The sequence below is a fragment of the Sphingomonas molluscorum genome (assembly GCF_039522995.1).
Lineage (GTDB): Bacteria > Pseudomonadota > Alphaproteobacteria > Sphingomonadales > Sphingomonadaceae > Sphingomonas > Sphingomonas molluscorum.
The window spans coordinates 427,900-450,554 of record NZ_BAAAEL010000002.1 but is presented as its reverse complement, the minus strand read 5'-3'; the positions used below and the strand labels follow the sequence as shown (position 1 = coordinate 450,554).

Here is a 22,655-nt window from a genome sequence, read left to right as displayed (position 1 = left end):
GTCGGCCCACACGCTTTTGCCGGCTGTGGCATTTCTGCAACCAGCTCTCATGAAATCATGCGGGTGCGGCTCTCGTTTATTGCTGCTGTTCATCCCTGAGGCCTAAGCGGGTCTCATCCCGTGTTGGGTAAAAGGGGATGATCATGACCATGTTGTCGCTGCGCCGTCGGGCGCTCCTGAGCGCAAGCGCGCTCGTTGCCTTGGGCACTGCCGCTCCGGGCCTCGCTCAAACCGCGGATCAGGCTGGCACCCAGTCCGCATCGCCTGTCACCGAGTCGCAGGCTACTGACGCCACCACGCAGGACGAGGCTGATCCGGCGACCGAAGTGGTGGTCACCGGTTCGCGTATCGCGCGCCCCGAGTTCGATACGCTGCAGCCGACGCAGGTGATCGGTGCGGCCCAGATCGAGAACCGCGGCTACACCAACGTCGGCCAGGCGCTGACCGAGATCCCGGCCTTCGGTCCTCCGGGCAACAGCGGCGTGGGTGCGCAGTCGTCCTTCGGCCCGGCGCAGACCTTCGTCGACTTCTTCGGCTTGGGCACGCAGCGCACGCTGGTGCTCGTGAACGGCCGCCGCTTCGTGTCCTCGAACACCGCAAGCATCTTCGGCCCGGTGGCTGCCGGCACGCAGGTCGACCTCAACAACATCCCGACGACGCTGGTCCAGCGGGTCGAGACGGTCGCAATCGGCGGTGCGCCGATCTACGGTTCGGATGCGATCGCGGGCACCGTCAACATCATCCTGAAGCGCGACTATGAAGGCCTGAGCATCGAAGGCCAGACCGGCATCTCCGAGCAGGGCGATGCCCCGGACAACCGCATCAGCGTGCTGGCCGGCAAGAACTTCGCCGATGGGCGCGGCAACATCGTCATCTCGGGCGAATACAACCGGGTCAGCGGCTTGGTTGCGAACGATCGCAGCCGCACGCGGCAGGGCTTGTTCTTCGGCTCGCCGACCGGCGACTCCGATTTCCAGCGCGTTCTGTTCCCGAACCAGCGCTATACGGCGTTCACCTCGGGCGGCGTTCCGTTCAGCGCCGACGACGCGCTTGTTTCGCGCTCGGGCATCCGCAATGCCGCGGGCCAGCTGCTCCAGTTCGGCGACAACGGCACGCTGGTTCCGCTCGACCTCGGCACCCCGATGCGTCAGGGCTACATCAGCAGCGGCGGTAACGGCTTCGACCTGCCTGCGCAGACCAACCTGCTGACCGATTCCGAGCGCTACCTTGCCAACGCGCAGCTCAGCTATGAGCTTACCGACAGCGTTCGCTTCTTTGGCGAGGCTTGGTACTCGCACAGCAAGGGCGTGAACCTGATCGACCAGCCGAACTACAACACCTGGCTGTTCGACGACGCGGGGACCGCGGATGGCAACATCATCCTCAGCCTCAGCAATCCGTACCTGAGCGCTGCAGATCGCGCGACGATCGCCGCCAACCTTGAGCCTGGCCAGGAGGAATTCTACCTGGGCCGGGCGCTGAACGACCTCACGACCGGCCGTTCGCAGGCGACGGTGGAAACCTACCGCTTCGTCGGCGGGTTCGACGGTGGCTTCAACATTGGTGAGCGTCGCTTCAACTGGGAAGCGTCAGCGGTGTACGGCCGCTCCGTCACCAAGGGCCGCAACTACGAACTGGTGCAGCAGAACTTCGCCAACGCGCTCGACGCGGTGGTGGATGCCAGCGGCAACATCGTGTGCCGGCCCGGCTACACCAGCGCCAGCATCGAAACGATCGGATCGACCTGCGCGCCGCTCAACATCCTGGGCAGTGGCCAGGCCAGCCAGGCCGCTCGCGACTACATCTTCGCGATCGCCACGCCCCGGTCGGTCAACGAGCAGCTGGTGTTCAACGCCAACGTGACCGGACCGATCTTCACGCTGTTCGGCAACGACGTGAACATCTCGGCGGGCTACGAGCATCGTGAAGAGAAGACCTCGTTCGATCCGGGCGACTTCTATCGCGGCGAGGAGCAGGAAGACGGCTCGCGCGTGCAGTACGGCCGCACGATCCCGATCGACCCGATCAGCGGCAAGTTTCACACCAACGAGGTGTTCGGCGAGCTGGTGATCCCGTTCGTTTCGAGCAAGAACGCGCTGAGCTGGCTGAACACGCTCGAGTTCGACGGGGCGGCGCGCTACGTCGACAACTCCCTCTCGGGCGGCGATCTGACCTGGACCGCCGGTGGCCGGATCGGCTTCATCCGCGACTTCACCATCCGCGGCAACTTCACCCGCTCCATCCGCTCGCCCGCGATCACCGAAGTGTTCAACCCCACCTCGCGTGCGTTCGACAGCGGCGCCGATCCGTGTGATCAGCGTTACTACCAGAGCGGCCCGAACCCTGCGGTTCGTGAAGCGAATTGCCGTGCCGTGGGTATTAACCCGGCAACCTTCGACTCCAACTTCAGCAACTTCACCATCCCGGTCACGGTTTCGGGTAACCCGAACCTCGAAAACGAGAAGGCGAATAGCTGGACCGTCGGTGCCATCATCCAGCCCCGGTTCGCGCGCAGCTTCACGCTTGCAGTCGACTGGATCAATATCGAGCTGAAGGATGCGATCACGTCCTTGGGCGGCGAGGACATCCTCAACGCCTGCTATGACTCGGCGGACTTCCCGAACAGCTTCTGCAGCCTGGTCACGCGCGACGCAGACGGCCAGGTGACGAACATCAACGAGGGCTACTACAACGCTGCAAGCTACAAGACGGCAGGGTTGCAGGCGACCGCAGCCTACCGCCTGCCGCTCACGCGCGTCGGGCTGGACAGCAGCGGAACGGTGGGCCTGTCGGTGAACTATTTCTACCGCGACAAGCTGGAAACCCAGGTCGGCACTGGCGACGTGAACCACTTCGCGGGTGAAGTCGGCTATCCTCGCCATTCCGGCACGGCGAATCTCACCTACGAGAGCGACAGCTTCAACCTGCTGTTCCAGGCTCGCTACACCGGCAAGGGTGAGTTCGACATCGACGAGGCCGACAATGCCCGCAACATCAGCGGCGTGGGCGACTGGTGGCTGTTCAACACCACCGTCGGTGTGAAGGTGAACGAGCAGTTCGGCCTGAAGCTGATCGTCGACAACGTGTTCGACAAGTCGGCACCCTATCCGGTTCCGGCCGGGGGCTTCGGTACCCAGACCTACTTCTCGGGTATCCTGGGCCGCTTCTTCCGGGTCTCGGCGACCGCCAAGTTCTGATCCGCGAAGATCGGACGATCAAATCAGCCGCCCGGGGAGACCCGGGCGTCTTTTTTCATGGCAGGCGCCCTGGATGCTCGCGCCGACCCACAGTTGAGAGTCCCGCTGAAGACGGCGCCCTGCTGACCCTTACTGCCGGGTAGATGGGCGAGAGGCGTCCGGGCAGGGGGAGGATGCAGCGCTGGCAAGGGAGCAGCGTAAGGGCCCGCAGCGGCCTGCTGCGGGCCGCACAAACAAAAAGGGCCGGGATCGCTCCCGGCCCTTTCCGTTTGTATCGAGTCCCGAAGGGATCAGGCGGTGGCGACTTCCGCCACGTCCACCCGCACGCCCGGGCCCATCGACGACGAGAGCGCGACCTTCTTCAGGTACTTGCCCTTGGCGCCCGACGGCTTGGCCTTGACGACCGCATCGACCAGCGCGTCGAAGTTCTCGCGCAGGTCCTCGGCCGAGAAGCTCGCCTTGCCGATGCCGGAATGGATGATGCCGGCCTTCTCGACGCGATACTCGACCTGACCGCCCTTGGCGGCTTCCACGGCGGCTGCGACGTTCATGGTCACGGTGCCGAGCTTCGGGTTCGGCATCAGGCCCTTGGGACCCAGCACCTTACCGAGACGGCCGACCAGGCCCATCATGTCCGGGGTGGCGATGCAGCGATCGAAGTCGATCTTGCCGCCCTGGATGGCTTCCATCAGGTCCTCGGCGCCGACGACGTCCGCACCGGCTGCCGTGGCTTCGTCAGCCTTGGCGCCGCGGGCGAACACGCCCACGCGGACGGTCTTGCCGGTGCCCTTGGGCAGGGTCACGACGCCGCGGACCATCTGGTCGGCGTGGCGCGGATCGACGCCCAGGTTCAGCGCGACTTCGACGGTCTCGTCGAACTTGGAGGTCGCGTTGGACTTCACCAGCGCGATCGCTTCGTCAACGCCGTGCAGCTTCTCGCTGTCGATCGTCCAGGTCTTCTGCTTCTTGGTCAGCTTGGCCATGATCTCAGCCCTCCACCACTTCGAGGCCCATCGCGCGGGCGGAGCCTTCGATGATCTTGGTCGCTGCCTCGATGTCGTTGGCGTTCAGGTCCTTCATCTTCGCGGTGGCGATGTCGGCCACCTGCGAACGCTTGATCGAACCCGCGGTCACCTTGCCCGGCTCCTTGGAGCCCGACTTCAGGTTCGCTGCCTTCTTGAGAAGGTAGGTCGCCGGCGGCGTCTTGGTCTCGAACGAGAAGGAGCGGTCGGCATAGACGGTGATGACGGTGGGGAGGGGGGTGCCCTTCTCGACGTCGCCGGTCTGCGCGTTGAACGCCTTGCAGAATTCCATGATGTTCACGCCGCGCTGACCCAGCGCCGGGCCGATCGGCGGCGACGGGTTGGCGGCACCAGCTGCAACCTGCAGCTTGATATAGCCGGTGATCTTCTTTGCCATGTTTCTCACTCTGTAGCGGGGCAGGGTCTGGCGACCTCGCCCGTTTCAAGTTTAGCGGTTCGATCGGCCGCCCGATGGACAGACGCCTCCCGCAAGTTTTCCACGCATGACGTTGGAAGGCGCGCGCATAGCCGAAGCGGGGGCGAAAGGCAATTGGCCGTGCCGGAGCCTCACACCCGTGCGAACCAGATGACGTGCATCGGTCCCTTGCCATTCTCCCGGGCGCGGACGCGAACCTCGTCAACGGCAAATCCCGCCTGGGCAAGTCGCCGTGCGAATGCAGGATCGGGCGCGGCCGACCACACGGCGAGGATGCCGCCCGGTCGCAGCGCTGCCCGCGCGAGCGCCAGCCCGCGCGCCGTGTACAGGCCGTCATTCTCTTGCCGGGTAAGACCGTCAGGACCATTGTCGACGTCCAGCAGGATCGCGTCATAGCGCTCGGGGCCTGCCGCAGCCTCGCCGATCGCGGCCCCCACGTCGCCCATCCGGATGGTGACGCGCGGATCGTCCAGACATCCCTGGGCGAGTTCCGCCATCGGCCCACGCGCCCATTCAATGATGCCGGGCACCAGTTCGGCGACCGTCACCTGGGCGTCGGGGCCCACCAGGCCGAGCACCGCACGCAGCGTGAAGCCCATGCCATAGCCGCCGATCAGCAGCCGCGGTGCCGGGCGCGCCCCGAGTCGATCGCAGGTCATGGTGCCCAGCGCGACCTCGGATCCGCGCATGCGGCTGCTCATCAACTCATTGCGTTCGAGCAGGATCATGAAGTCGCCGCCGCGACGGACCAGCCGCAGCGGCGGCCCTCCCGGGACCTCGGCGACTCCGATCAGCTCGCGCGGAGTCACCGCTTGCGGGCTTTGCGCGCAGCGTATCGGGCGTCGCGAGCGGCTTTCAGCTCTTCCGCCGTCTTCTGGGGCTTGGGCGCAGCAGGTGCCTGGGCAGCACGGGCTGCCTCCGCCTCGGCCAGCTTCGCTGCCCTCTCGGCTTCGGCGGCCTTCAGGCGCTCGGCACGACGCTCGGCCGCGGCAGCCTTGCGGGCTGCCTGGGTCGCCTCGCGCGCCGCGATGGTTGCCGGATCCGCGGCGGGCTTGTTGCGGAGCTTTTCGAGCGCCGTCTGCTTGGCGGCACGCGATGCGGCTGCACGTTCGGAGAAATCGGGAGTCTTGTACCCTGCCATGTCTAGTCCGTCATGGGTCGCGACCATCGCGACCGGAGAGGGAGCCCTTTAGACCAATCTCCCGCAGAGTCTCGCATGCGAATGGTGCGGATCCGGCGGCGACGTCGAAAACGGCCTGCAGAACCCCCAGTATTTATGCCCAGCTGCCGTGGCCGCGTTCACTTCAAGGCTCGAGTGCTTGAGGGCTCGTCGCAAACTGCTTGCTGGAAAGGCCGATGCACCTGTACGTGACACTTCGATGACCCCCCCTCCACCGGACCAGTCACGCGATCGCCGGATCGAGGATCCTACCAACCTGTGGGTCATACACCCGGCGGGGCGGATGCTGCTGCCCTGGTTCATCGCACGGGGAATTTCGGCAAACGCAGTGTCGGTCGGGGGGCTGACGCTCGGCGTCTTGGCCGCTCTCGCCTTCGGCCGCTGGGAACATTGGCCGTTCGTCGTGGCGGGATCGGTGCTGTCGGTCGCTTGGCTGATCGCGGACGGACTCGACGGCATGATTGCGAGGGCGACCGGCACGGCGAGCCCGCTCGGGCGGGCGCTCGACGGCCTGTGCGATCATGGCGTCTTCATCCTGATCTATCTGGTTCTCGCCTCGTCGATCAGCACCCTCGATGGCTGGTTGCTGGCCATTGCAGCAGGTGTCGCGCACGCGCTGCAATCGAACCTTTACGAAGGGGAGCGCGCGCGCTTCCACCGCCGGTGCAAAGGTTTGGGCTCGGCGCCCCCGCAACCCAGTCGCAACCCGCTTGTCCGGTTCTACGACCGCATTGCCGGGACGGTCGATCGGTTCGCCGGTCCGTTTGACGACGCCCTCCGCAACAGGAGCGACTCCGCACGGCTTGCGGCTGTCTATGGCCAGCAGGCGGCCAAGCCGATGCGGTTGATGCGGTTCCTGACCGCCAACACGCGGATCGGAGCGATCTTCGTCGCGTGTCTGGCGGGCGATCCGCGGCTGTTCTGGTGGTTCGAGATCGGACCGCTCACCCTTGTTCTGATCATCGGGTTGATTTGGCATCGCAGCGTCGAGGCCCGACTAGCCCGCAGCGCGTCTCCGGTGGAGCGCGCCTTTTCCTCTATTCCAATCATCCAGTCGAAGGACGTGAAGAAGTAATGCCGAGCATCAACATCGCAGTCGTCGGCGTCGGTAACTGCGCCAGCTCCCTCGTTCAGGGACTTTCCCACTATCGCGACGGCGCCAACGAGCGGACGGGCCTGATGCATTGGGACCTTGGCGGCTACCGGCCGAGCGACATCAAGGTCGTGGCCGCCTGGGACGTCGACCAGCGCAAGGTCGGCAAGGATGTGGCGGAAGCGATCTTCGCCAAGCCGAACTGCACCGCCATCTTCTGTGCCGAAGTCGAGCCGACCGGCGCGATCGTTCAGATGGGCAAGGTGCTGGACGGCGTCGCCGAGCACATGTCCGAGTACAAGGACGACCGCACCTTCCTCCTCGCCGACGCGAAGGAACCGACGAAGGAAGAGGTCGTCGCAGCGCTCCGCGCGACCAACACCGACGTGCTGATGAACTATCTGCCGGTGGGCTCGCAGGCTGCCACCGAATTCTACGCGGAATGCGCGATCGAAGCGGGCGTCGCCTTCGTGAACAACATCCCGGTCTTCATCGCCAGCAACCCGGAATGGGCGAAGCGGTTCGAGGATGCGGGCGTGCCGATCGTCGGCGACGACATCAAGGCGCAGCTCGGCGCGACCATCGTGCACCGCGTGCTGACCGACCTGTTCGCCAAGCGCGGCGTGAAGCTGGAGCGGACCTATCAGCTCAACACCGGCGGCAACACCGACTTCCTCAACATGTCGAACCATCGCCGCCTGGAATCCAAGAAGATCTCCAAGACCGAGGCGGTGCAATCGGTCGCGGCCGAGCGGCTCGAGGAGGACAACGTCCACATCGGCCCGTCCGACTATGTGCCCTGGCAGAACGACAACAAGATCTGCTTCCTGCGCATGGAAGGCTCGATGTTCGGCGGCGTGCCGATGAACCTCGAACTGCGCCTTTCGGTCGAGGACAGCCCGAACAGCGCCGGCGTTGCGATCGACATGATCCGCTGCGCCAAGCTGGCGAAGGACCGGGGCCTTGCCGGTCCGATCGACGGCGCCTCCGCCTATTTCTGCAAGCATCCGCGCACGCAGATGACCGACGACCTCGCCCAGCAGGCGGTGGAAGCGTTCGTCGCGGCCCATTGAGGTGATCGATACCGCCATCCTGCTGGCAGCCGGTGAAGGAAGCCGGCTGCGTTCCGCAGCGCCGTTCAAGCCCTTGTGTACTGTCGGGGGACGCCCCCTGGTGGATCACGCGATTGCGGGGCTGGCGGAGGCAGGCATGGCGCGCGTCGTGGTCGTGCTCGGCTATGGTGCCGAGCAGATCGAATCTCATCTCGGCGAGCGGGCCTGGCCGCTCGCCGTCGAGACGGTGCGGGTCGAGGATTATCGCCAGCCCAATGGCGTGTCCGTATTGGCGGCAGAAGGCCATGTCGCCGGGGCGCCTGCCTTGCTCGCCATGTGCGATCATCTTGTCGACCCGGCCCTCTATCGACGGATGGCGGAGACGGGCGAGGCGACCACCGGCGCTCGCTTGGGAATCGACCGGCGGCTCGACAGCGATTGGATTGACCTGGACGACGTGACGCGCGTGCAGACGGCGGGCGAGCACATCGTCGCGATCGGCAAGGGGCTGCATCCCTACGACTGCTTCGACACGGGCGTGTTTGCGGTTGGGGCGGGGCTGTTCGCCTCGCTACGGACGCTCGCGGCGCCCTCGCTGACGGAAGGGATGCGCGCCCTTGCCCATGATGGCGAGGCACGGGTGACCGACTGCAGCGACCTCGACTGGATCGACGTCGACGACCAATGGGCGCTCGACAAGGCGGAGGCGTGGCTCGCGGCCACCAGCGTCGTCTAGGCGCAGTTCCGTTGAGCACAGGCTGGTGACGTAAAAGAAAGGCCGGAGCATGAAGCTCCGGCCTTTCTTGTTTTTACGGTGAAGACGCGACCGCCTTGTGCGATCGTGCGAAGCTTACTTGCTGCGCTCGACCTGCTCGAAGTCCAGTTCCACAGGGGTGGCGCGACCGAAGATCGACACCGACACCTTGACCTTCGACTTGTCGAAGTCGAGTTCCTCGACCAGCCCGTTGAAGCTCGCGAACGGACCGTCGAGCACCTTCACCGAATCGCCGATCTCGAAATCGACCTTGATCTTCTGCTTGGGAGCAGCGGCCGCTTCCTGCTTGGTGTTCAGGATGCGCGCGGCCTCGGCCTCGCTGATCGGCTGCGGCTTGCCCGACGAACCCAGGAAGCCCGTCACCTTCGGCGTGTTCTTCACCAGGTGATAGACGTCGTCGTTCATGTCGAGCTTGGCGAGGACGTAGCCCGGAAAGAACTTGCGCTCCGACTGCACCTTCTTGCCGCGACGAACCTCCGTCACGGTCTCCACCGGCACCTCGACCGATTCGACCAGCCGGTCGAGCCCGAGGCGGGTGGCGTCGGCCAGGATCTGGTCGCGAACCTTGTTCTCGAAACCCGAATAGGCGTGGATGATGTACCAGCGCGACATGCAGTATCCTTTAGGCGGCCAGGCTCAGCAGCATCTTCACGATCGCGTCGAACGCCGAGTCCACCGCGAAGAAGAAGACGCCCAGCAGCGTTGCCATGATGACCACCATGACCGCCGTCATGACCGTTTCGCGGCGCGTCGGCCACGTGACCTTCTTGGTCTCGGTCTGGACCTGGCGGATGAACTCTGCCGGAGATGTCTTCGCCACTGTTTCACCTGAAAGTCTTGTGCGTCACCGACCGCGGGGCAAGGGTCCGCTGCCCGGTTCCTTTCCGAAGGAACCGGCGCAGGCCATCCACGCTGTCGGATTGGGTCTGGTATCTAGCGACGAAGCCTGCACGGTGCAAGCGATGGATGGGAAGGGCCGGCAGGGGCCTCTTCCCTGCTGTCAGAGGAGCCCTACCGCGAGGAAGCCGCCGACCAGTGCCACCAGCACGGCGATGCCGATCAGGTTCAGCCGCCGCTCGATGAACGCCTGCACGGGAGCGCCATAGCGCTTGAGCAGGAAGGCGATGAGGAAGAAGCGAAAGGCTCGGGTGACCAGCGCCGCGGCCATGAAGGCGGCAAAGTTGAACTTGGCCAGGCCGCTGGCGATCGTCACCAGCTTGAACGGGATCGGGGTCAGGCCCTTGATCAGGATGATCGCCGCGCCCCACTGCGCGTACCAGGCCTGGAACTCGTGTGCCTTGTCCTCAAGCCCGTAGAGGTGGATCAACCACTGGCCCAGGCTGTCCCACAGGAAGTAGCCGATCGCATAGCCAAACGCGCCGCCGAGCACGGACGCGATCGTGCAGATGGCGGCGATCCGATAGGCGCGCTCGCGATGCTGCAGCACCACCGGGACGAGCACCACGTCGGGCGGGATGGGGAAGAAGGAACTCTCGCAAAACGACACCACCGCCAGGCTGCGGACGGCGTGGCGATGGTTGGCGAGGCGGAGCGTCCAGTCGTAGAGCGCGCGAAACATCGACAGGTCCTGGAAAAAGGCAGGCGACATGCCGGAAGGCGTGCCGGAAACCCGTCGCGGTCGCGCCAGGCGCGGGTTTCCTAGGCGGCCCGCACAGGGCAGGCAAGCGGTCGAGGGGTAGTGCGCCCGCCTGAGGCGGCAAAGCAGCGGTGGTCGGGCGAGCGTGCTCGCATCATGCTGCTGAAGGGAGACCTTGCCGCCGCCTCAGACGAGGCGACGGCAGGTGCTGGCAGGAGTGGAGGGACTCGAACCCACGGCCCTCGGTTTTGGAGACCGATGCTCTACCAACTGAGCTACACTCCTATTGCCCCGCCCTGTATCCGCCGTTTCCGCCGGGGGCAAGGGCCCTCGGCATGCAAAAACGAGCCGGGATGCACGGGGCGCCGACTCCCGCTAAGCGGCAGCCGGAAACTCAGGCGGCGATGTCGTAGGGCTTGATCTCGCCGTTCAGGTACAAGTTACGTGCTTTTGCGCGGCTGAGCTTGCCCGAGCTGGTGCGCGGCAGCGTGCGCGGCGGCACCAGTTCGATCACGCAGTTCATGCCGGTGACGGCGCGGACGCGCTCGCGGATTTCCTCGCGCAGGCGCTGGCGCTCGGCATCGTCCGACGCGCGACACTGCACCAGCACCGCGGGCGTCTCCTCGCCTCCGGGAGTGGTGATCGCAAAGGCGGCGATGTCGCCGGCCTTGAAACCGGGCAGCTGTTCGACCGCCCATTCGATGTCCTGCGGCCAATGGTTGCGGCCGTTGACGATGATCATGTCCTTGGCCCGGCCCACGATGTAGACATAGCCGTCCGACATGTAGCCCATGTCGCCGGTGTCGAGCCAACCATCGGCCATGCACGCCTCGGTCGCGGCCTCATCGCGGAAATAGCCGACCATGACCGACGGGCCCTTGCACCAGACCTTGCCGATCGCGCGCTCGGGCAGCGGGGTGCCGTCCTCCTCGCGGATCTCGACGGTCATGTCGCGCACCGGCTTGCCGCAGTTGACGATCGCGCGGAATCGCTGCGGGCGATCGCCGTGGCGGTCCCCACCCGACAGCTCGGTCTCCTCGACCAGCTCGACCTGGATGCCTTCGCCCGGCGGCATGATCGAGACCGCCAGCGTCGCCTCCGCAAGGCCGTAGCTGGGCAGGAAGGCGGAGGCCTGGAAGCCTGCGTCGCCGAACGCATCGACGAAGCTCTGCATCACGTCCGGGCGGATCATGTCGGCGCCGTTGCCTGCCACGCGCCAGCGAGACAGGTCGAAGCGATCCGACGCCTTGGTCTGCGACGACATGCGGCGCGCGCAGATGTCGTAGCCGAAGGTCGGCGAGTAGGAGAGAGTGGTGCCCGTGTTGCGGCTGATGAGGTCGAGCCAGGCGAGCGGGCGCCGCGCAAAGTCCTCGGTCTTGAGATAGTCGGTCGACACCTGGTTCGCGACCGGGGACAGGAAGCAGCCGACCAGGCCCATGTCGTGGTACCAGGGCAGCCACGAAACACAGCGGTCGGTGCCGACCAGCTTCATGCCGTGGCTGTGCGCGGCCAGGTTGTTGAGCAGCGCATGGTGCGTGATGGCGACGCCGTGCGGGAAGCGCGTCGAGCCGCTCGAATATTGCAGATAGGCGATGTCGTCGCCCTTGGCGGTCGGCAGCTCGGCTTCGGGCGCCTCGCGGGTCGCGAACTCGGACCAGTCGATCCCTTCGACGCCGGCGATGCGCGCGGCTTCACCGGCCATCTGCGCAAGCTCGGGCGGGAAGATCAGCATCTTGGGGTCGCAGCTCGAAAGCTGGACGCGCAACTGCTCGACATAGGCCTCGCGGCCACCGAAGGAGGTGGGCAGCGGCAGCGGAACCGGCCAGGCGCCTGCATAGACCACGCCGAAGAACAGGCTCGCAAACTCGGCGCCGGTCTCGGCGACCAGCGCGATGCGGTCCTCTGGGCGAACGCCGGCGGCGATCAGGCGGCGCGCCTGGGTCAGCGCGTCTTCGCGGAGCTCGGAATAGGGGTAGGCACGGATCAGGGTACCGCGCGCATCATGAAAGTTCAGCCCCCGAACGCCGGAGGCTGCGTAATCCAGCGCCTCACCCAGCGTATCGAAGTCGGCAAAGCGGCGCGGCAGCGTATCGACCGTGGGCGTGCCACCCGGTGCCGTTGCTTCCATATCGGTGTTCATCGTCAAAAAGCGTCCTCCCTGCGGCGACGGCCCGCCATCCAGCGCGCGAACGCGCGACGGCCTAGCGTCACGGCAATCCCGTTCAAAATCACTGCCCAGTGTGGCACAAACATGGCGCATGTCCTACGCCCGCCGCCCCACCGCCTCGCCTAAGCCGCTCGACGCAGCGGCGCTCGAGCGGTTGGCGTTGCGCTATGTCGAGCGGTACGCGACCACCCGCGCACGGCTGCGCCAGTATCTTGCCCGTAAGCTGCGCGAGCGCGGCTGGGAAGGTGCAGAAGCGCCGGCGGTCGATTCGCTGGCGGAACGCATGGCCGAGCTGCGCTACGTCGATGATCGCGTTTTTGCGGAGAACAAGGCTGCCGTAATGGGGCGGCGGGGGCTGGGCGCGCGCCGCGTCGAAGAGGCCCTCCGGCACGCGGGGGTCGAGGCCGACGACATCGAGGAAGTCGCGGGGGCCAGCGCCGATGAGGCGGCGGAGAGCGCACTGCGCTTCGCCAAACGTCGGAAAATAGGGCCGTTTTCGCCTTCTCCTGCGCAGCCGGACCTCGTGCGGAAGCAGGTGGCGGCGATGGTTCGGGCCGGGCACGCGCCGGCGATCGCATGGCGGATCGTGCGCCTCACGCCGGGAGAGGACACGGGATTTCTTCTGGACGAGGAAAACCGAAACAAAACGTCGCCATCCGGCTGGGAGCTGTGATAGGCCTTCGAGCCGGGGGAACAATATAGATGCGTGCGGAACCGCAGCGCGCACCGCTCGACCGCGAAGGCGAGACGCGCGAAGATCAAGAGAGGGGAGCCGGCGTTGCCGATGCGGCCGTTGCCGTGTCCGGCGTCGTCAAATGGTTCGACGTGACACGCGGCTTCGGCTTCATCGTCGCGGACGATCCGGAACATGGGGACGTGCTGGTGCACTTCTCCGTGCTTCAGCCGCACGGAAGGCGGACCTTGCCGGAAGGCGCACGGGTCGAATGTCTGGCCACGTGGCGGCAGCGCGGCATGCAGGCACGCGAAGTGCTCTCGATCGACCTGTCCCAAGCCGTGGAGGAACAGCGGCCGCGCGCCAGTGGGCGAAGCGAGCGCGTCGACCTGATCGCTTCGGCCGGAGCGTTCGAGCCCGTCGCCGTCAAATGGTTCAACCGGCTCAAGGGCTATGGCTTCCTGTTGCGTGCAAGCGACGGCGCCGATGTGTTCGTCCATATGGAAACCCTGCGGCGCGGTGGTATCGAGGAACTCGAGCCCGACCAGCCGATGCGCGCACGGGTGGTGGAAGGCGAGCGCGGGTTGCTCGCCGTGGTTGTCGAGAGGGCAGAAGCGTGATCAGCAAGGGTGTGCGGGCGGCGCTGGTTGCAGCGGCGATGGCGCTGTGCGGTGCGTGCACGAGCAACGGCAATGAGGGGAGCAATGCGACGAGCGTGTTGCCCCGGACCGAGGTCACTATCGAAAGTGCCGGCGGGGCGCACCGGTTCGACGTGGAAGTTGCCCGTACGGCCAAGGAGCAGGCGGACGGCCTGATGTACCGCACCAACATCCCGCAGGACGGTGGCATGTTGTTCGCGCCCTATCCGGCCGGCGGCGGAGCGCCGCGCGCGGCAAGCTTCTGGATGAAGAACACGCCTTCGCCGCTCGACATTCTGTTCATCCGTGCGGACGGCACGGTGGCGACGCTTGCCGAGAACACCATCCCCTTTTCCGAAGCGCCGGTATCGTCGCGCGAGCCTGTCAGCGCGGTGCTGGAGATCCGCGGCGGTCGCGCCGCCGAACTCGGCATCGCCGAGGGGGACAAGGTGCGCTGGAAGGACGTCGCGGCCAAGTAAAGGTGGCAGGATCGCCCGCTTTCGCCCGCCGGGACGTTCGAAGCTGGTTGCTGGCAGGCGCGGGCAGAGGTAAGCGGCAGCGCATGGGCATGCTCAAATCGATCTTCACCTGGTGGGAAGGCGCCACCATCGGCACCACGCTTGCACTGCGCGGCAGGAAGAAGGTGGGCACCGATTCGCTCGGCAACGTCTATTACGAGGGCGGCTCCGACACGAACGGCCAGCCGCGCCGCTGGGTGATCTATGCGGGCAACAACGACGCGAGCCTCGTGCCGCCCGAGTGGTTCAGCTGGCTGCACCACCAGATCGATGGCCTGCCGAGCGAGGCGCTTCCGCCGGTCCGTACCTGGGAAAAGCCGCCGGAAGGCAATCACACCGGCACCCCGCTTGCATGGCGGCCGCCGGGCGCGCTGGACCAGGGCGGCCAGCGCATTCGCGCAACAGGTGATTACGAGGCGTGGAGCCCCGACGCGTGAATCGCCGCCTGGCCCTGATCGGGCTGGTACTGGCGGTGCTGGTCGCTGTCGGAGCCTGGCTTTACCTGCGCCCAAGCGCCGAGCGGGGGGACGGTGCTCCCGATCCGGAGGCGGTTGCTTTCGACGCGGCTGACGGCGCGGCGCCCGCAGCGGATGTCGTGAGCGTGGCGAGCGGCGACGCGGTTGCGGTGCCTGGCGCGACGCCGATGGCGGAGCGGGTCGCGGTGATCGGCTTCCTGAACAAGCGGAACGGGGAGACCCGCGAGCTGACCATGAAGCCGGGCGAGGCACGGCGGATCGGCGATGCCGTGGTCCGTCTGCGCGCCTGCGAGCGCACGGCGCCCTGGGAGCAGGAGCAATATACCGGCGCGTTCGTGCAGCTCGACGTCCGCGGCCCGGACGGCCGGTGGCGGCGCACCTTCTCGGGCTGGTTGTTCAAGGAGCGGCCCGCGCTGAACGTGGTGCAGCACCCGATCTACGACGTGTGGCCCAAGAGCTGCACGATGCGCTTCCCTGAAACCGGGCCGGACACGGTGTCCGTGCCGAGCACAGGTAACAGCCGGTCGAGCGCGAAGAAGTCGGGCGGCGATTCGGCGGGCGCGGCACCGTCGGAACCGGCTGCTTCCGAGTCGAGCGCGGCGGCCAACAGCACCGAGTAATCTGCTCGATCGACCTCCACGACGCCCAGGGTGGCAAGGTGGTCGGTCTGAAACTGGCAGTCCAGAAGCGTGAAGCCGCCGACGCGGAGGCGGGCGACGAGCCAGGCGAGCGCGACCTTGGATGCGTCGGTGGCGCGGCTGACCATGCTTTCGCCGAAGAAGGCGCGGCCGAGTGCGAGGCCGTAGAGGCCGCCGACGAGGCGGTCGCCGTCCCAGCATTCGACCGAATGGGCGAAGCCCAGCGCGTGGAGGCGCAGGAATACGTCTTCGATCGGGCCGCTGATCCAGGTTTCGAGGCGGTCCGGGGCGGTTTCGGCGCAGAGCTGCAGGATCTCGCCAAAGGCTTGGTCGACGGTGACGCGGAAGCGATCGGCGGCGAGCGTTTTCCGGAGTGAGCGGGAGCAGTGGAAGCCGTCGAGCGGCAGGATGCCACGGCGCCGCGGCTCGACCCAGAAGACCGAGTCGGCATCGCGATGGTCGGCCATGGGGAAGACCCCCATGGCGTAGGCGCGCAGCACCGTCTGGGGATCGAGGGGCACGGACGGGGCCATCGGAAAAGTCTAGCCGGTCGGAGACCCAAAGGAAAAGGGCCGGCGGCACATGCCACCGACCCTTTGAACCGACTCGGAGAAAGTTGGATCAGGCCTTGCAGCTCTGTGCCGGCTTGCCCGGCTGGGTGAGGGTGATCGACTTGGCATCGCCGGTCAGGCTGTAGCCATCGGCCTTGAGCGGATCGCCGGCCTTTTCGGCCTTGAGCGCGACGGCGGTGCCGCCCTTCTGGGTGCGCAGGTTGGCCAGCCTGTCGCCGGCGAAGAAGTCGACGTAGACAAGCGTGTTGTCCTTGCAGCGGAAGGTGCTGGTCGCCTTCACCGCCGGGGGAAGTTCCACCGGGGCGGCGTTGGCGAGCTGGGAGGCCATCGGGTCCGGCGCACGGGCGTCGACGGTCTCGGTCTTCTGTTCGCAGCCCGCGAGAAGAGAAAGCGCGAGGGCCGCAGCGGCAGTGGGGAGCAGGGAGCGTTTCATAGCGCGGGTTGCTTCGCGCATGGGATACGCCCCGTCAAGCGTAAGGAGATAACAAAACACGCGGCTGCCGTGGCGCAGCATTACCCGAAGCGACCCGCCGGACCCGTAACGATCGGCCCTGTATGGGAGCGGTACCGCCTCCGAGCGGAGGCGGTACCGCAGTGCGGCAAGCCCCGGGGCGTCAGGCGTTGCTGCTGCCGGTCTGGCTCCGCATGCTGCCACGATCCTGCACGAGCGACGGCGCGGGGCCGGTCGCGGGCCGCAGCGCATCACGCTCGCCGGCGGGGACCGGCGCGGTCGGATCGGGGCGGAACGCCTCCGGCGCGCGGTCCTTGGGGCCGGGATGCGGCTTGTCGAGGGCGAGATCGACCGGGACATGCTCGCCGGTGCCGACATCGCCGGCGCGGGCATCGCGCTGCTGGCGCGCGAGCAGCCAGCCGCCAAGCCCGAGCGCCACGCCCAGCAGGCCGATGCCGGCCGTCATCAGCCGGGAGCGGGCGGGAGCGGCTGCGGTGCGGCGACGAGTAGCGGGGGCCTGGGCCATGAAGATCCTTCCTGAGTTCGTTCTGCGCGCTCCAACCGCCGGGGCGGGAGCGGGGTTCCGGTTGAAGCCGGGGCGGGTCGGGGCGCCCGGCGCCCCGGCTCCCGCTCTAGCAGGAGCCCCGGGGCGCGGGAGCCCGGTTTCAGGCGCCGGCGGTGCTGGTGTCGTCGGTGCCGGCCGTGCCGCCGCGGCCGAGGCGGGCGGGGAGCGTCTTGCTGCCGTTCGCCTCCAGCCCGAGCGCGGTGATGGTGTCCAGCGCGGTCGCGCCCACCACAAAGGCGACGGCGCCCCAGATCGCGCGGTTGCGCGGGCTCTTGGCCGCCGCGAGGCTAAGCGCGGTCAGGTCCATCGCGTCGCCGACGACCCGGTTCCACATGCGAGCCGAATGGGCGGGCGCCTGGAGCAGGCCGACGCCGGCGGCGACTTCGCGCGCGCCGAACGCGCGGACCAGCCCTTCATGGCCGTCTGCGTCGAGGGTGCGGGCGATGCGCCGCGCACCGAGCAACTCGGCCGCGCCCAGCGCGAGGCTGAACACGCCGAGGCCGAAGCTGAGTTTCCTGGCATCCATGGTCGGTCTCCTTCGTCAGGGGCGGCTCCCCCGTGAAGGGGAGCCGGCCGGGTCAGTCGCGCAGGTCGGCGGGCACGGTGCCGCCGTTGTTCGCGAGCTCGCGCATCACCGCCTTGTGCAGCCAGATGTTCATTTCGGCCGAGCCGTCCTTGGCGCCGGTGTAGCCGAGCTCGGTCGCGAGCTCCTTGCGGTTGTCGAGGCTGGGATCGAGATCGAGCAGCTTCATCAGATCGACGATCGAGGTGCGCCAGTTGAGGCCGGGGTGCGCGGCCTCGCGCGCCTTCAGCGCCGCCTCGACATCGACCGGCTGGCCGCTGGTCGGCTCGGCCGCGGTGGTCTGCGGCGGGGTGGCAGCGCCGGGCACCGGATCGGGGATGTGGACGGCGACGGTCTTGGTCTGGGTGACGGTGCCGTTCTTGGCCGCCGCCTCCGCGCGATCCTTCTGGCCGAAATAGTTGTCGCCGAAGGGGCCGCCGTCCTTGCCGAAGATGGCCGTCTTGATCTTGCCGAAGATGCTCATGCTCTCGTCCCGTGATGAGGTTCACCGGAGGTAACGAGCGGGGGCCGGGCTGGTTCATCCCGCCCGTCGTGCGGAGGTGGCGCGTCGTCGGGCGCCGGCGGGGCATCGCGGGCCGCCGGCGTATCGCGCGCTGCCATCGCGTCGAGCTCCGCGATCGCGGCGATGTCTTCCTCGCTGAGGTAATCGTCGTCGCTCAGGATCGGGATGGTCATCGGCCAGGCGGCGGGGTTCCAGGGCGTGCGCGGGACGGGATCGCGGGCGGGTGGCTCGGGAAGCGGCGGCTCGGGCGTGGCGGCACGCGGCGGAGGGGGCGGGCCGCTGCCGTCGAGGAGGGCGCCGAACCAGGCGTCGCGCGCGGCGTGATCGGACGCGAACTTCTCCTGCTCATGGATGCGCAGTTGCTCCACCTCCTCCATGTCGAGTTCGCGTTCATAGTCCGGGTCGCCGAAGCGGCCGAAGCAGTCGCCATCGAAGCCGGGCGGCGGCGGGAAGCGGGTGCGCCATTGCTCGCGGAGGTCGCACCACCACACCGGTTCCACGGCTTCAGGGTCGAGCGCTGCGGGCTCCGGCTCGGGCGGAAGTTGAGGAAGTTGAGGCTCGGGCGGGGGTGGCGCAACTTCGGGCTCGGGGATGGCGACGCGCAGCAGCCCGGCGGCCTCGGCGCGGCGCCACTGGTCGGCGGTCCATTCGGCGCGGTGGGCGGGATCGCAGTCGGAGACGTCGACCTCGCTCGCGAGGCCGGCGCCCGCCTGGAGGAAGCGATCGGCGCGGGCGAGGGCGACGACCGGCTCGACGTCCGCCGCCTGTTCGGCGCGGTTGGCGAGGAACAGCGCGGCGCGCGCGGGGTCGGCGTCGCGGCCGAGCAGATCGAGGAAGCCGTCGAACTCCTGCGCGACGATGCGGGCGGCGTGGTGGGCCGGGCCGGAGGCTGGCGCGTCGGCCTGGGCATCGAGCCGGGCGAGCAGGCGGGTGGCGAGGCCGTTGTCGTAGCGGTGGCGCGTCCAGGTGCCGCCGTCCGGGCGGGTGCCGGTTTCGGTCTGGCCATAGAGGGCGCGGGCGAGCAGCGTATCGGCGACGCGTTCGCGGGCGAGCAGGTTCGCGGCGTGCCAGCCGAGCGCGAAGCCGGCGCCGGCCGCGCGGCGGCGAAGCGCATAGGCGGAGGCGACGGACAGGTCGACGATGCGGCAGGCGTTCTCGACCGTGTGCCCTTCGGCCACGCATTCGAGGAAGCGGCGCTGGCGTTCGGGCGTCCAGCCATCGTGGCGGAAGCGCGGGGTCGCTTCAGGGGTGTCGAGGATCGCCTCGGGCGTGTCGGCGGCGCTCATCGGGCGGCCTGGCCAAGCCGGCGGAACAGGGCGGCGGTGCGCTCGCCGGCTTCGCGGGCGCCGGGCTGCGGCGGCACGCGGGTGCCGATGCGGCCGGCGTCGAGGTGGTCCGACCAGGCGCGGGTAACGGGATCGTCGAGGTCGATGGCGTCGCGGGCGGTGCGCGACAGCATGGGGAGCGGCGTGCGCGACGGCTGGGGGCGGTGCATGGGCGTCCTCCTTCAACAGGCGGACCGGCCATCTATCGCAAGTCGGGGGTTGTAGGACAGCGTGCTGTGCGAGGCGTAGCGCAAGCTACGACGAGCGTCGACAGCACGCCCGGACGGCGGCGCTACGGGCGCCGACCGACGCCGCGGCTTTGCCGCGGCGCATGCAGTTCAGAGCTCCGCCCTCCGAGAGCGCAGCGAAAGCTGCGCGCGAGGCTCGCCAGGGCGGGAGCCGGACGGCGGCGCTATGGGCGCCGACCGACGCCGCGGCTTTGCCGCGGCGCATGCAGTTCAGATGCTCAGCCGAGCACTTCGCGGACCGCGCGGCGCGCGATGTCGCGCGGGCACTGGTCGACCGGGAAGAGGCGGCGATGGAGCGGCACGAAGGCCGCGAAAGCCTGGTTCGACGGCGAGGTAATCTGGGTCTGCTGAATCGATTGAATGAAGTTCATGATGTTCCTGTTGTTGTTCCAAAGAGACGCCGTCCGGATGGACGGCAGCCGCCATTCTCGCGTCCCGCCGGCGTGCGGCAGGGCATGGGGGAATAAGGCGGAAGCGGCGCGAAAGTTCCGGATGCGGAACGGGTCGGCGCCTGAGGTTGGATGTGGGGTGTGGGGGGCAGAGGTGCAAGGGTGAAGTTGTCCCTAGGTCGCCACGCACACGCGCCCGCTTCGCGGCTACCATAGCAGTGACGATGCTATCCTCTAGAGAGAGATCACGGTTTGGAAGTAGGTGCAAATCACGACTTATGAGGCGGAAGAGCGTAGATCTTGGTGACGACCCATACTAAGGCCGCGAGAGCGCTGAAGGACCAAGTTGTCAGAAAGCCAGTTGCGGCCTCGGCGAAGCGTGAGAAAGCCGGATCCACAAAGACCAAAGAGAGACCGCCGCCCATCAGCGCGAAGAGGCGCCATAAAGTAGAGGCAACTAGCTCCGGAAGTTCTTTGAACGATTTCGCATTGCGGATGATGTCGAAGCGAGAATCCTGGAGGATCGCAGTAAGAAACGTGCTGGCGGTCAATACGAACCCCAATAGCGATGCCGCAGTGCTGAACATCGCTAAGCCAAACGTCTCCCGGCCCCCAGACGTAAGCTCGCGGAATACCTGAATAGTCTCAGGTCTTGCATAAACCAGTCCGCTCGCGAGGATTGCGGTTGCCAAATCTACGGCAGTGCGGAACCGAAAGTAATATCTCACAAATCGGTTCCTGAGGCTGCGCTTGCAAGCTTGGGTTTCATTTCGATATAGCTGCGATGTATAAGCCGATATGCCTCATCGCTGTTGATGCTACGTGATCGTGCGCTACGCTTTGGAAACACTTCTACGCTAACAAGCTTATCCTCAAGTATATCAATGTATCGGCTACCACCTCCGGTTTCGTTGTAACCAGTGGCACGAAGTGTGTTGAAGCGCTTGCGTTCTGTGGGATGCATTTGGATGAACTTGGCAAGCTTTAGAGCTAGCTCACGGAGCTTGGTCGAACCTCCTTGTGAGGCTAAGCTGAGTCCCACCTTCTGTGTGCCGCCGAGCTTCTCCGCCGCGACGATGGCGTCCCCCAAGCCCTTATCGGCTTCTCTCGCCAGTTGTACCGCATCTGCAGGGATGCTTATATCAAGCACACGCACGTTGTTGAGGAGGGCAACGACCTCTACAATATCACGTTCAAAAAGATTGCGAAACTTGATGCTGTCAGCCAGCCCGCCTCTTTCAAATAGATAACTGGATAGGCGCTGGAGCTTCGGCCCGTCGGGGTTCCATTCGGCCGCTACGTGTCCGTCCTCAAAAATAATTAGGTGTCCAAGATCAATCAAGCCGGCATCTTCTGCGAGTTCAAGAGACTCAAGTCGCCCATTCCGTTCAACTTCGGGTAGATCGTCACGGCGGGTTCGGCCAAACCTCAGGCGGATTGGGTAGTCTAAGGTATCGGGAAACGCGCAGAGCCGCGCACCGCTTTTGGGATCGAGGAGATATCGGCCATTATCGTTGAACGGAAGATTTTCAATCCTCTGAATCGCTCCGGCAATTTTCTGCTTTAGGTCTTGAAAGTGCTCAATCCGAAAAAAGTAAATCTTTCGGCTAACTGACTTCTCGTCCTCCGCCACCGGCACCTCTCCACCGTGTCATATCTATACCGATGATGGCAGCAACCGTCTGAAGCGGTAAAGTGGGATTGCTGTACTGTTGTGGCGCATTTTAAAACAGACTTGGCCCTTTAGGCCGCATTCGCCCCTTGCCAACGTTGCCCAACAGGCTCGCAACGATCTTGCGTCTCTTGACGCCACTCCGCGGCTAGAAGGGCCCGCTGCCGCTACTCACCACTTCCCGCCAATCGTGTCGATCGCCGCCAGCAGCGCGCGCTTGCTTTCCGTCCGCCGTTCGCCGCTGTTGCGGGGAAGGTCGGTCACGCCGCTTTCGGTGCGGCGGCGCTCGATGTCGGCACCGAGCGCTTCGAGGGTGATGCGCCTAGAGGTCTTCGATCCCATAGTCACCGGCGGTCTCCTCGCGGATACGGCGATCAAGGTAGGCGCGGTCGGCGTCGCTGTGAAGGGACAGGAGCTTGCGGGACTGTTCCAGCATGTCCGGCGCGCTGCCGCTGGCGTACTGGCCCATGCGGTCGGCGATCATGTCCTCCACCGAGAGCACGGCTACGGTGCCTTCGGGCGCGATGTCGACCAGCAGCAGCCGTTCACGATCGGCCAGGCCCCCGAGCAGAGTGGAAGAGACGACTTCGAAGCCCAGCCGCAGCTCAGGATGGATCCAGCCGCGGGTCGCAACGCCGGGGCCGGAGGGACGAACGAAGCCAGCCTCCACCAGCGCCGCCTCGAACGCCTCCTGCCGGGCGGTGACGAGATCGAAGTCGCCGGTGGTGACGGCGCTGTTCGAATAGATCTCGACGGCCCCGCCGCCGACCAGCACCGGCGCTTCGAAGCCCTGTGCACGCATCGCTTCGCTGACGCGCGCAAGAAGGCGGAGGGCGGCTTCGAATTCGGGGCGGTAGGCGCTGCTCATTCCGTCTCCTGTTCGAAG

28 protein-coding genes, 1 tRNA gene and 1 pseudogene are annotated in these 22,655 nt (G+C 66.5%); 9 read left to right on the top strand and 21 right to left on the bottom strand.

Going from position 1 to position 22,655, the window contains the following annotated elements:
* The first annotated feature begins 143 nt into the window (after window positions 1-143).
* Window positions 144-3,197, top strand: coding sequence for a TonB-dependent receptor domain-containing protein (locus ABDZ92_RS06710; protein WP_125960769.1), 3,054 nt, complete (start codon window positions 144-146; stop codon window positions 3,195-3,197).
* A gap of 290 nt (window positions 3,198-3,487) precedes the next feature.
* Here the strand turns inward: ABDZ92_RS06710 and rplA are convergent, their stop codons facing one another.
* The 4 genes from rplA to ABDZ92_RS06690 form a co-directional block, all read right to left on the bottom strand.
* Window positions 3,488-4,180, bottom strand: a complete 693-nt coding sequence (gene rplA, locus ABDZ92_RS06705; RefSeq protein ID WP_125960770.1) for a 50S ribosomal protein L1 — start codon at window positions 4,178-4,180, stop codon at window positions 3,488-3,490.
* Window positions 4,181-4,184: 4 nt separating this feature from the next.
* A complete protein-coding gene (gene rplK, locus ABDZ92_RS06700; RefSeq protein WP_125960771.1) occupies window positions 4,185-4,616 on the bottom strand; it encodes a 50S ribosomal protein L11 in 432 nt (143 codons plus the stop codon).
* Window positions 4,617-4,786: 170 nt separating this feature from the next.
* On the bottom strand, window positions 4,787-5,464 hold the full coding sequence (locus ABDZ92_RS06695) for a spermidine synthase family protein (RefSeq protein ID WP_125960772.1): 678 nt from the start codon (window positions 5,462-5,464) through the stop codon (window positions 4,787-4,789).
* Window positions 5,461-5,796, bottom strand: a complete 336-nt coding sequence (locus ABDZ92_RS06690) for a DUF6481 family protein (protein ID WP_125960773.1) — start codon at window positions 5,794-5,796, stop codon at window positions 5,461-5,463. The genes ABDZ92_RS06695 and ABDZ92_RS06690 overlap by 4 nt, the downstream gene beginning before the upstream one ends.
* Before the next feature lie 148 nt (window positions 5,797-5,944).
* Between ABDZ92_RS06690 and ABDZ92_RS06685 the strand changes: the two genes are divergently transcribed.
* From ABDZ92_RS06685 to ABDZ92_RS06675, 3 genes are read left to right on the top strand one after another with little or no spacing between them, the layout of a single operon-like run.
* A complete protein-coding gene (locus tag ABDZ92_RS06685; RefSeq protein WP_343762058.1) occupies window positions 5,945-6,910 on the top strand; it encodes a CDP-alcohol phosphatidyltransferase family protein in 966 nt (321 codons plus the stop codon).
* Window positions 6,910-8,001: an inositol-3-phosphate synthase gene (locus ABDZ92_RS06680; RefSeq protein WP_125960775.1), complete on the top strand. Its 1,092-nt coding sequence runs from the start codon at window positions 6,910-6,912 to the stop codon at window positions 7,999-8,001. The genes ABDZ92_RS06685 and ABDZ92_RS06680 overlap by 1 nt, the downstream gene beginning before the upstream one ends.
* 1 nt (window position 8,002) lies before the next feature.
* The gene (locus tag ABDZ92_RS06675) at window positions 8,003-8,716 is read left to right on the top strand and encodes a phosphocholine cytidylyltransferase family protein (protein WP_125960776.1); all 714 of its coding nucleotides are present in this window, start codon (window positions 8,003-8,005) and stop codon (window positions 8,714-8,716) included.
* Window positions 8,717-8,830: 114 nt separating this feature from the next.
* Here the strand turns inward: ABDZ92_RS06675 and nusG are convergent, their stop codons facing one another.
* The 5 genes from nusG to ABDZ92_RS06650 form a co-directional block, all read right to left on the bottom strand.
* On the bottom strand, window positions 8,831-9,367 hold the full coding sequence (gene nusG, locus ABDZ92_RS06670; RefSeq protein WP_125960777.1) for a transcription termination/antitermination protein NusG: 537 nt from the start codon (window positions 9,365-9,367) through the stop codon (window positions 8,831-8,833).
* A gap of 10 nt (window positions 9,368-9,377) precedes the next feature.
* Window positions 9,378-9,575 (bottom strand): preprotein translocase subunit SecE, encoded by a 198-nt coding sequence (secE, locus tag ABDZ92_RS06665; protein WP_125960778.1) that lies wholly within the window; start codon window positions 9,573-9,575, stop codon window positions 9,378-9,380.
* 180 nt (window positions 9,576-9,755) lie between these two features.
* Entirely contained in the window at window positions 9,756-10,364 is a 609-nt protein-coding gene (locus tag ABDZ92_RS06660; RefSeq protein ID WP_239434792.1) for a YqaA family protein, read from the bottom strand.
* A gap of 197 nt (window positions 10,365-10,561) precedes the next feature.
* Window positions 10,562-10,637 (bottom strand) — tRNA-Trp (locus ABDZ92_RS06655).
* Between the two features lie 109 nt (window positions 10,638-10,746).
* Complete coding sequence (locus ABDZ92_RS06650; protein ID WP_125960779.1) at window positions 10,747-12,492, bottom strand: fatty acyl-AMP ligase; 1,746 nt, start codon at window positions 12,490-12,492, stop codon at window positions 10,747-10,749.
* Between the two features lie 118 nt (window positions 12,493-12,610).
* On the opposite strand from ABDZ92_RS06650, the gene ABDZ92_RS06645 reads away from it, so the two are divergent.
* The 5 genes and pseudogenes from ABDZ92_RS06645 to ABDZ92_RS06625 all read left to right on the top strand — a co-directional run.
* Window positions 12,611-13,192 (top strand): regulatory protein RecX, encoded by a 582-nt coding sequence (locus ABDZ92_RS06645; RefSeq protein WP_125960780.1) that lies wholly within the window; start codon window positions 12,611-12,613, stop codon window positions 13,190-13,192.
* A 29-nt stretch (window positions 13,193-13,221) separates the two neighbouring features.
* Window positions 13,222-13,812, top strand: a complete 591-nt coding sequence (locus tag ABDZ92_RS06640; protein WP_125960781.1) for a cold-shock protein — start codon at window positions 13,222-13,224, stop codon at window positions 13,810-13,812.
* Window positions 13,809-14,309, top strand: a complete 501-nt coding sequence (locus tag ABDZ92_RS06635; RefSeq protein WP_272695140.1) for a DUF192 domain-containing protein — start codon at window positions 13,809-13,811, stop codon at window positions 14,307-14,309. Before ABDZ92_RS06640 ends, ABDZ92_RS06635 begins: the two co-directional genes overlap by 4 nt.
* Before the next feature lie 83 nt (window positions 14,310-14,392).
* Window positions 14,393-14,785, top strand: a complete 393-nt coding sequence (locus ABDZ92_RS06630) for an NADH:ubiquinone oxidoreductase subunit NDUFA12 (protein ID WP_125960782.1) — start codon at window positions 14,393-14,395, stop codon at window positions 14,783-14,785.
* 206 nt (window positions 14,786-14,991) lie between these two features.
* Window positions 14,992-15,322: pseudogene (locus ABDZ92_RS06625) on the top strand (DUF2155 domain-containing protein); the annotation flags it as partial.
* Here the strand turns inward: ABDZ92_RS06625 and aat are convergent.
* The 12 genes from aat to ABDZ92_RS06565 form a co-directional block, all read right to left on the bottom strand.
* Window positions 15,261-15,995, bottom strand: coding sequence for a leucyl/phenylalanyl-tRNA--protein transferase (gene aat, locus ABDZ92_RS06620; RefSeq protein ID WP_125960783.1), 735 nt, complete (start codon window positions 15,993-15,995; stop codon window positions 15,261-15,263). The pseudogene ABDZ92_RS06625 and the gene aat overlap by 62 nt on opposite strands.
* A gap of 88 nt (window positions 15,996-16,083) precedes the next feature.
* Window positions 16,084-16,467, bottom strand: a complete 384-nt coding sequence (locus tag ABDZ92_RS06615; RefSeq protein WP_125960784.1) for a hypothetical protein — start codon at window positions 16,465-16,467, stop codon at window positions 16,084-16,086.
* A gap of 181 nt (window positions 16,468-16,648) precedes the next feature.
* Window positions 16,649-17,011: a hypothetical protein gene (locus tag ABDZ92_RS06610; RefSeq protein WP_239555527.1), complete on the bottom strand. Its 363-nt coding sequence runs from the start codon at window positions 17,009-17,011 to the stop codon at window positions 16,649-16,651.
* Window positions 17,012-17,150: 139 nt separating this feature from the next.
* Window positions 17,151-17,576 carry a hypothetical protein gene (locus tag ABDZ92_RS06605; RefSeq protein WP_125960785.1) on the bottom strand — a complete coding sequence of 142 codons (426 nt, stop codon included), beginning with the start codon at window positions 17,574-17,576 and terminating at the stop codon, window positions 17,151-17,153.
* Between the two features lie 52 nt (window positions 17,577-17,628).
* Window positions 17,629-18,096 carry a DUF3597 domain-containing protein gene (locus tag ABDZ92_RS06600; protein ID WP_125960786.1) on the bottom strand — a complete coding sequence of 156 codons (468 nt, stop codon included), beginning with the start codon at window positions 18,094-18,096 and terminating at the stop codon, window positions 17,629-17,631.
* On the bottom strand, window positions 18,093-19,421 hold the full coding sequence (locus ABDZ92_RS06595) for a hypothetical protein (protein ID WP_125960787.1): 1,329 nt from the start codon (window positions 19,419-19,421) through the stop codon (window positions 18,093-18,095). Before ABDZ92_RS06595 ends, ABDZ92_RS06600 begins: the two co-directional genes overlap by 4 nt.
* On the bottom strand, window positions 19,418-19,630 hold the full coding sequence (locus ABDZ92_RS06590) for a hypothetical protein (protein WP_125960788.1): 213 nt from the start codon (window positions 19,628-19,630) through the stop codon (window positions 19,418-19,420). Before ABDZ92_RS06590 ends, ABDZ92_RS06595 begins: the two co-directional genes overlap by 4 nt.
* Before the next feature lie 296 nt (window positions 19,631-19,926).
* Window positions 19,927-20,079, bottom strand: a complete 153-nt coding sequence (locus ABDZ92_RS06585) for a hypothetical protein (protein WP_164521262.1) — start codon at window positions 20,077-20,079, stop codon at window positions 19,927-19,929.
* A 287-nt stretch (window positions 20,080-20,366) separates the two neighbouring features.
* Window positions 20,367-20,789 (bottom strand): hypothetical protein, encoded by a 423-nt coding sequence (locus tag ABDZ92_RS06580; protein WP_343762046.1) that lies wholly within the window; start codon window positions 20,787-20,789, stop codon window positions 20,367-20,369.
* A gap of 32 nt (window positions 20,790-20,821) precedes the next feature.
* A complete protein-coding gene (locus ABDZ92_RS06575; protein WP_125960790.1) occupies window positions 20,822-21,730 on the bottom strand; it encodes a hypothetical protein in 909 nt (302 codons plus the stop codon).
* 210 nt (window positions 21,731-21,940) lie between these two features.
* A complete protein-coding gene (locus ABDZ92_RS06570; RefSeq protein WP_272695137.1) occupies window positions 21,941-22,111 on the bottom strand; it encodes a hypothetical protein in 171 nt (56 codons plus the stop codon).
* A complete protein-coding gene (locus ABDZ92_RS06565) occupies window positions 22,092-22,637 on the bottom strand; it encodes a hypothetical protein (RefSeq protein WP_125960791.1) in 546 nt (181 codons plus the stop codon). The genes ABDZ92_RS06570 and ABDZ92_RS06565 overlap by 20 nt, the downstream gene beginning before the upstream one ends.
* Window positions 22,638-22,655: the final 18 nt, after the last annotated feature.

Bases quoted from the DNA above. Each gene is read 5' to 3' on its own strand.
- ABDZ92_RS06640 (WP_125960781.1), top strand. From the start codon at position 13,222: ATGCGTGCGGAACCGCAGCGCGCACCGCTCGACCGCGAAGGCGAGACG.
- ABDZ92_RS06645 (WP_125960780.1), top strand. From the start codon at position 12,611: ATGTCCTACGCCCGCCGCCCCACCGCCTCGCCTAAGCCGCTCGACGCA.
- ABDZ92_RS06660 (WP_239434792.1), bottom strand. From the start codon at position 10,364: ATGTCGCCTGCCTTTTTCCAGGACCTGTCGATGTTTCGCGCGCTCTAC.
- nusG (WP_125960777.1), bottom strand. From the start codon at position 9,367: ATGTCGCGCTGGTACATCATCCACGCCTATTCGGGTTTCGAGAACAAG.
- ABDZ92_RS06590 (WP_125960788.1), bottom strand. From the start codon at position 19,630: ATGCACCGCCCCCAGCCGTCGCGCACGCCGCTCCCCATGCTGTCGCGC.
- rplK (WP_125960771.1), bottom strand. From the start codon at position 4,616: ATGGCAAAGAAGATCACCGGCTATATCAAGCTGCAGGTTGCAGCTGGT.
- rplA (WP_125960770.1), bottom strand. From the start codon at position 4,180: ATGGCCAAGCTGACCAAGAAGCAGAAGACCTGGACGATCGACAGCGAG.
- aat (WP_125960783.1), bottom strand. From the start codon at position 15,995: ATGGCCCCGTCCGTGCCCCTCGATCCCCAGACGGTGCTGCGCGCCTAC.
- ABDZ92_RS06600 (WP_125960786.1), bottom strand. From the start codon at position 18,096: ATGAGCATCTTCGGCAAGATCAAGACGGCCATCTTCGGCAAGGACGGC.
- ABDZ92_RS06565 (WP_125960791.1), bottom strand. From the start codon at position 22,637: ATGAGCAGCGCCTACCGCCCCGAATTCGAAGCCGCCCTCCGCCTTCTT.
- ABDZ92_RS06585 (WP_164521262.1), bottom strand. From the start codon at position 20,079: ATGAACTTCATTCAATCGATTCAGCAGACCCAGATTACCTCGCCGTCG.
- ABDZ92_RS06710 (WP_125960769.1), top strand. From the start codon at position 144: ATGACCATGTTGTCGCTGCGCCGTCGGGCGCTCCTGAGCGCAAGCGCG.
- ABDZ92_RS06595 (WP_125960787.1), bottom strand. From the start codon at position 19,421: ATGAGCGCCGCCGACACGCCCGAGGCGATCCTCGACACCCCTGAAGCG.
- ABDZ92_RS06615 (WP_125960784.1), bottom strand. From the start codon at position 16,467: ATGAAACGCTCCCTGCTCCCCACTGCCGCTGCGGCCCTCGCGCTTTCT.
- ABDZ92_RS06650 (WP_125960779.1), bottom strand. From the start codon at position 12,492: ATGAACACCGATATGGAAGCAACGGCACCGGGTGGCACGCCCACGGTC.
- ABDZ92_RS06610 (WP_239555527.1), bottom strand. From the start codon at position 17,011: ATGGCCCAGGCCCCCGCTACTCGTCGCCGCACCGCAGCCGCTCCCGCC.
- ABDZ92_RS06630 (WP_125960782.1), top strand. From the start codon at position 14,393: ATGGGCATGCTCAAATCGATCTTCACCTGGTGGGAAGGCGCCACCATC.
- ABDZ92_RS06690 (WP_125960773.1), bottom strand. From the start codon at position 5,796: ATGGCAGGGTACAAGACTCCCGATTTCTCCGAACGTGCAGCCGCATCG.
- ABDZ92_RS06680 (WP_125960775.1), top strand. From the start codon at position 6,910: ATGCCGAGCATCAACATCGCAGTCGTCGGCGTCGGTAACTGCGCCAGC.
- ABDZ92_RS06570 (WP_272695137.1), bottom strand. From the start codon at position 22,111: ATGGGATCGAAGACCTCTAGGCGCATCACCCTCGAAGCGCTCGGTGCC.
- ABDZ92_RS06605 (WP_125960785.1), bottom strand. From the start codon at position 17,576: ATGGATGCCAGGAAACTCAGCTTCGGCCTCGGCGTGTTCAGCCTCGCG.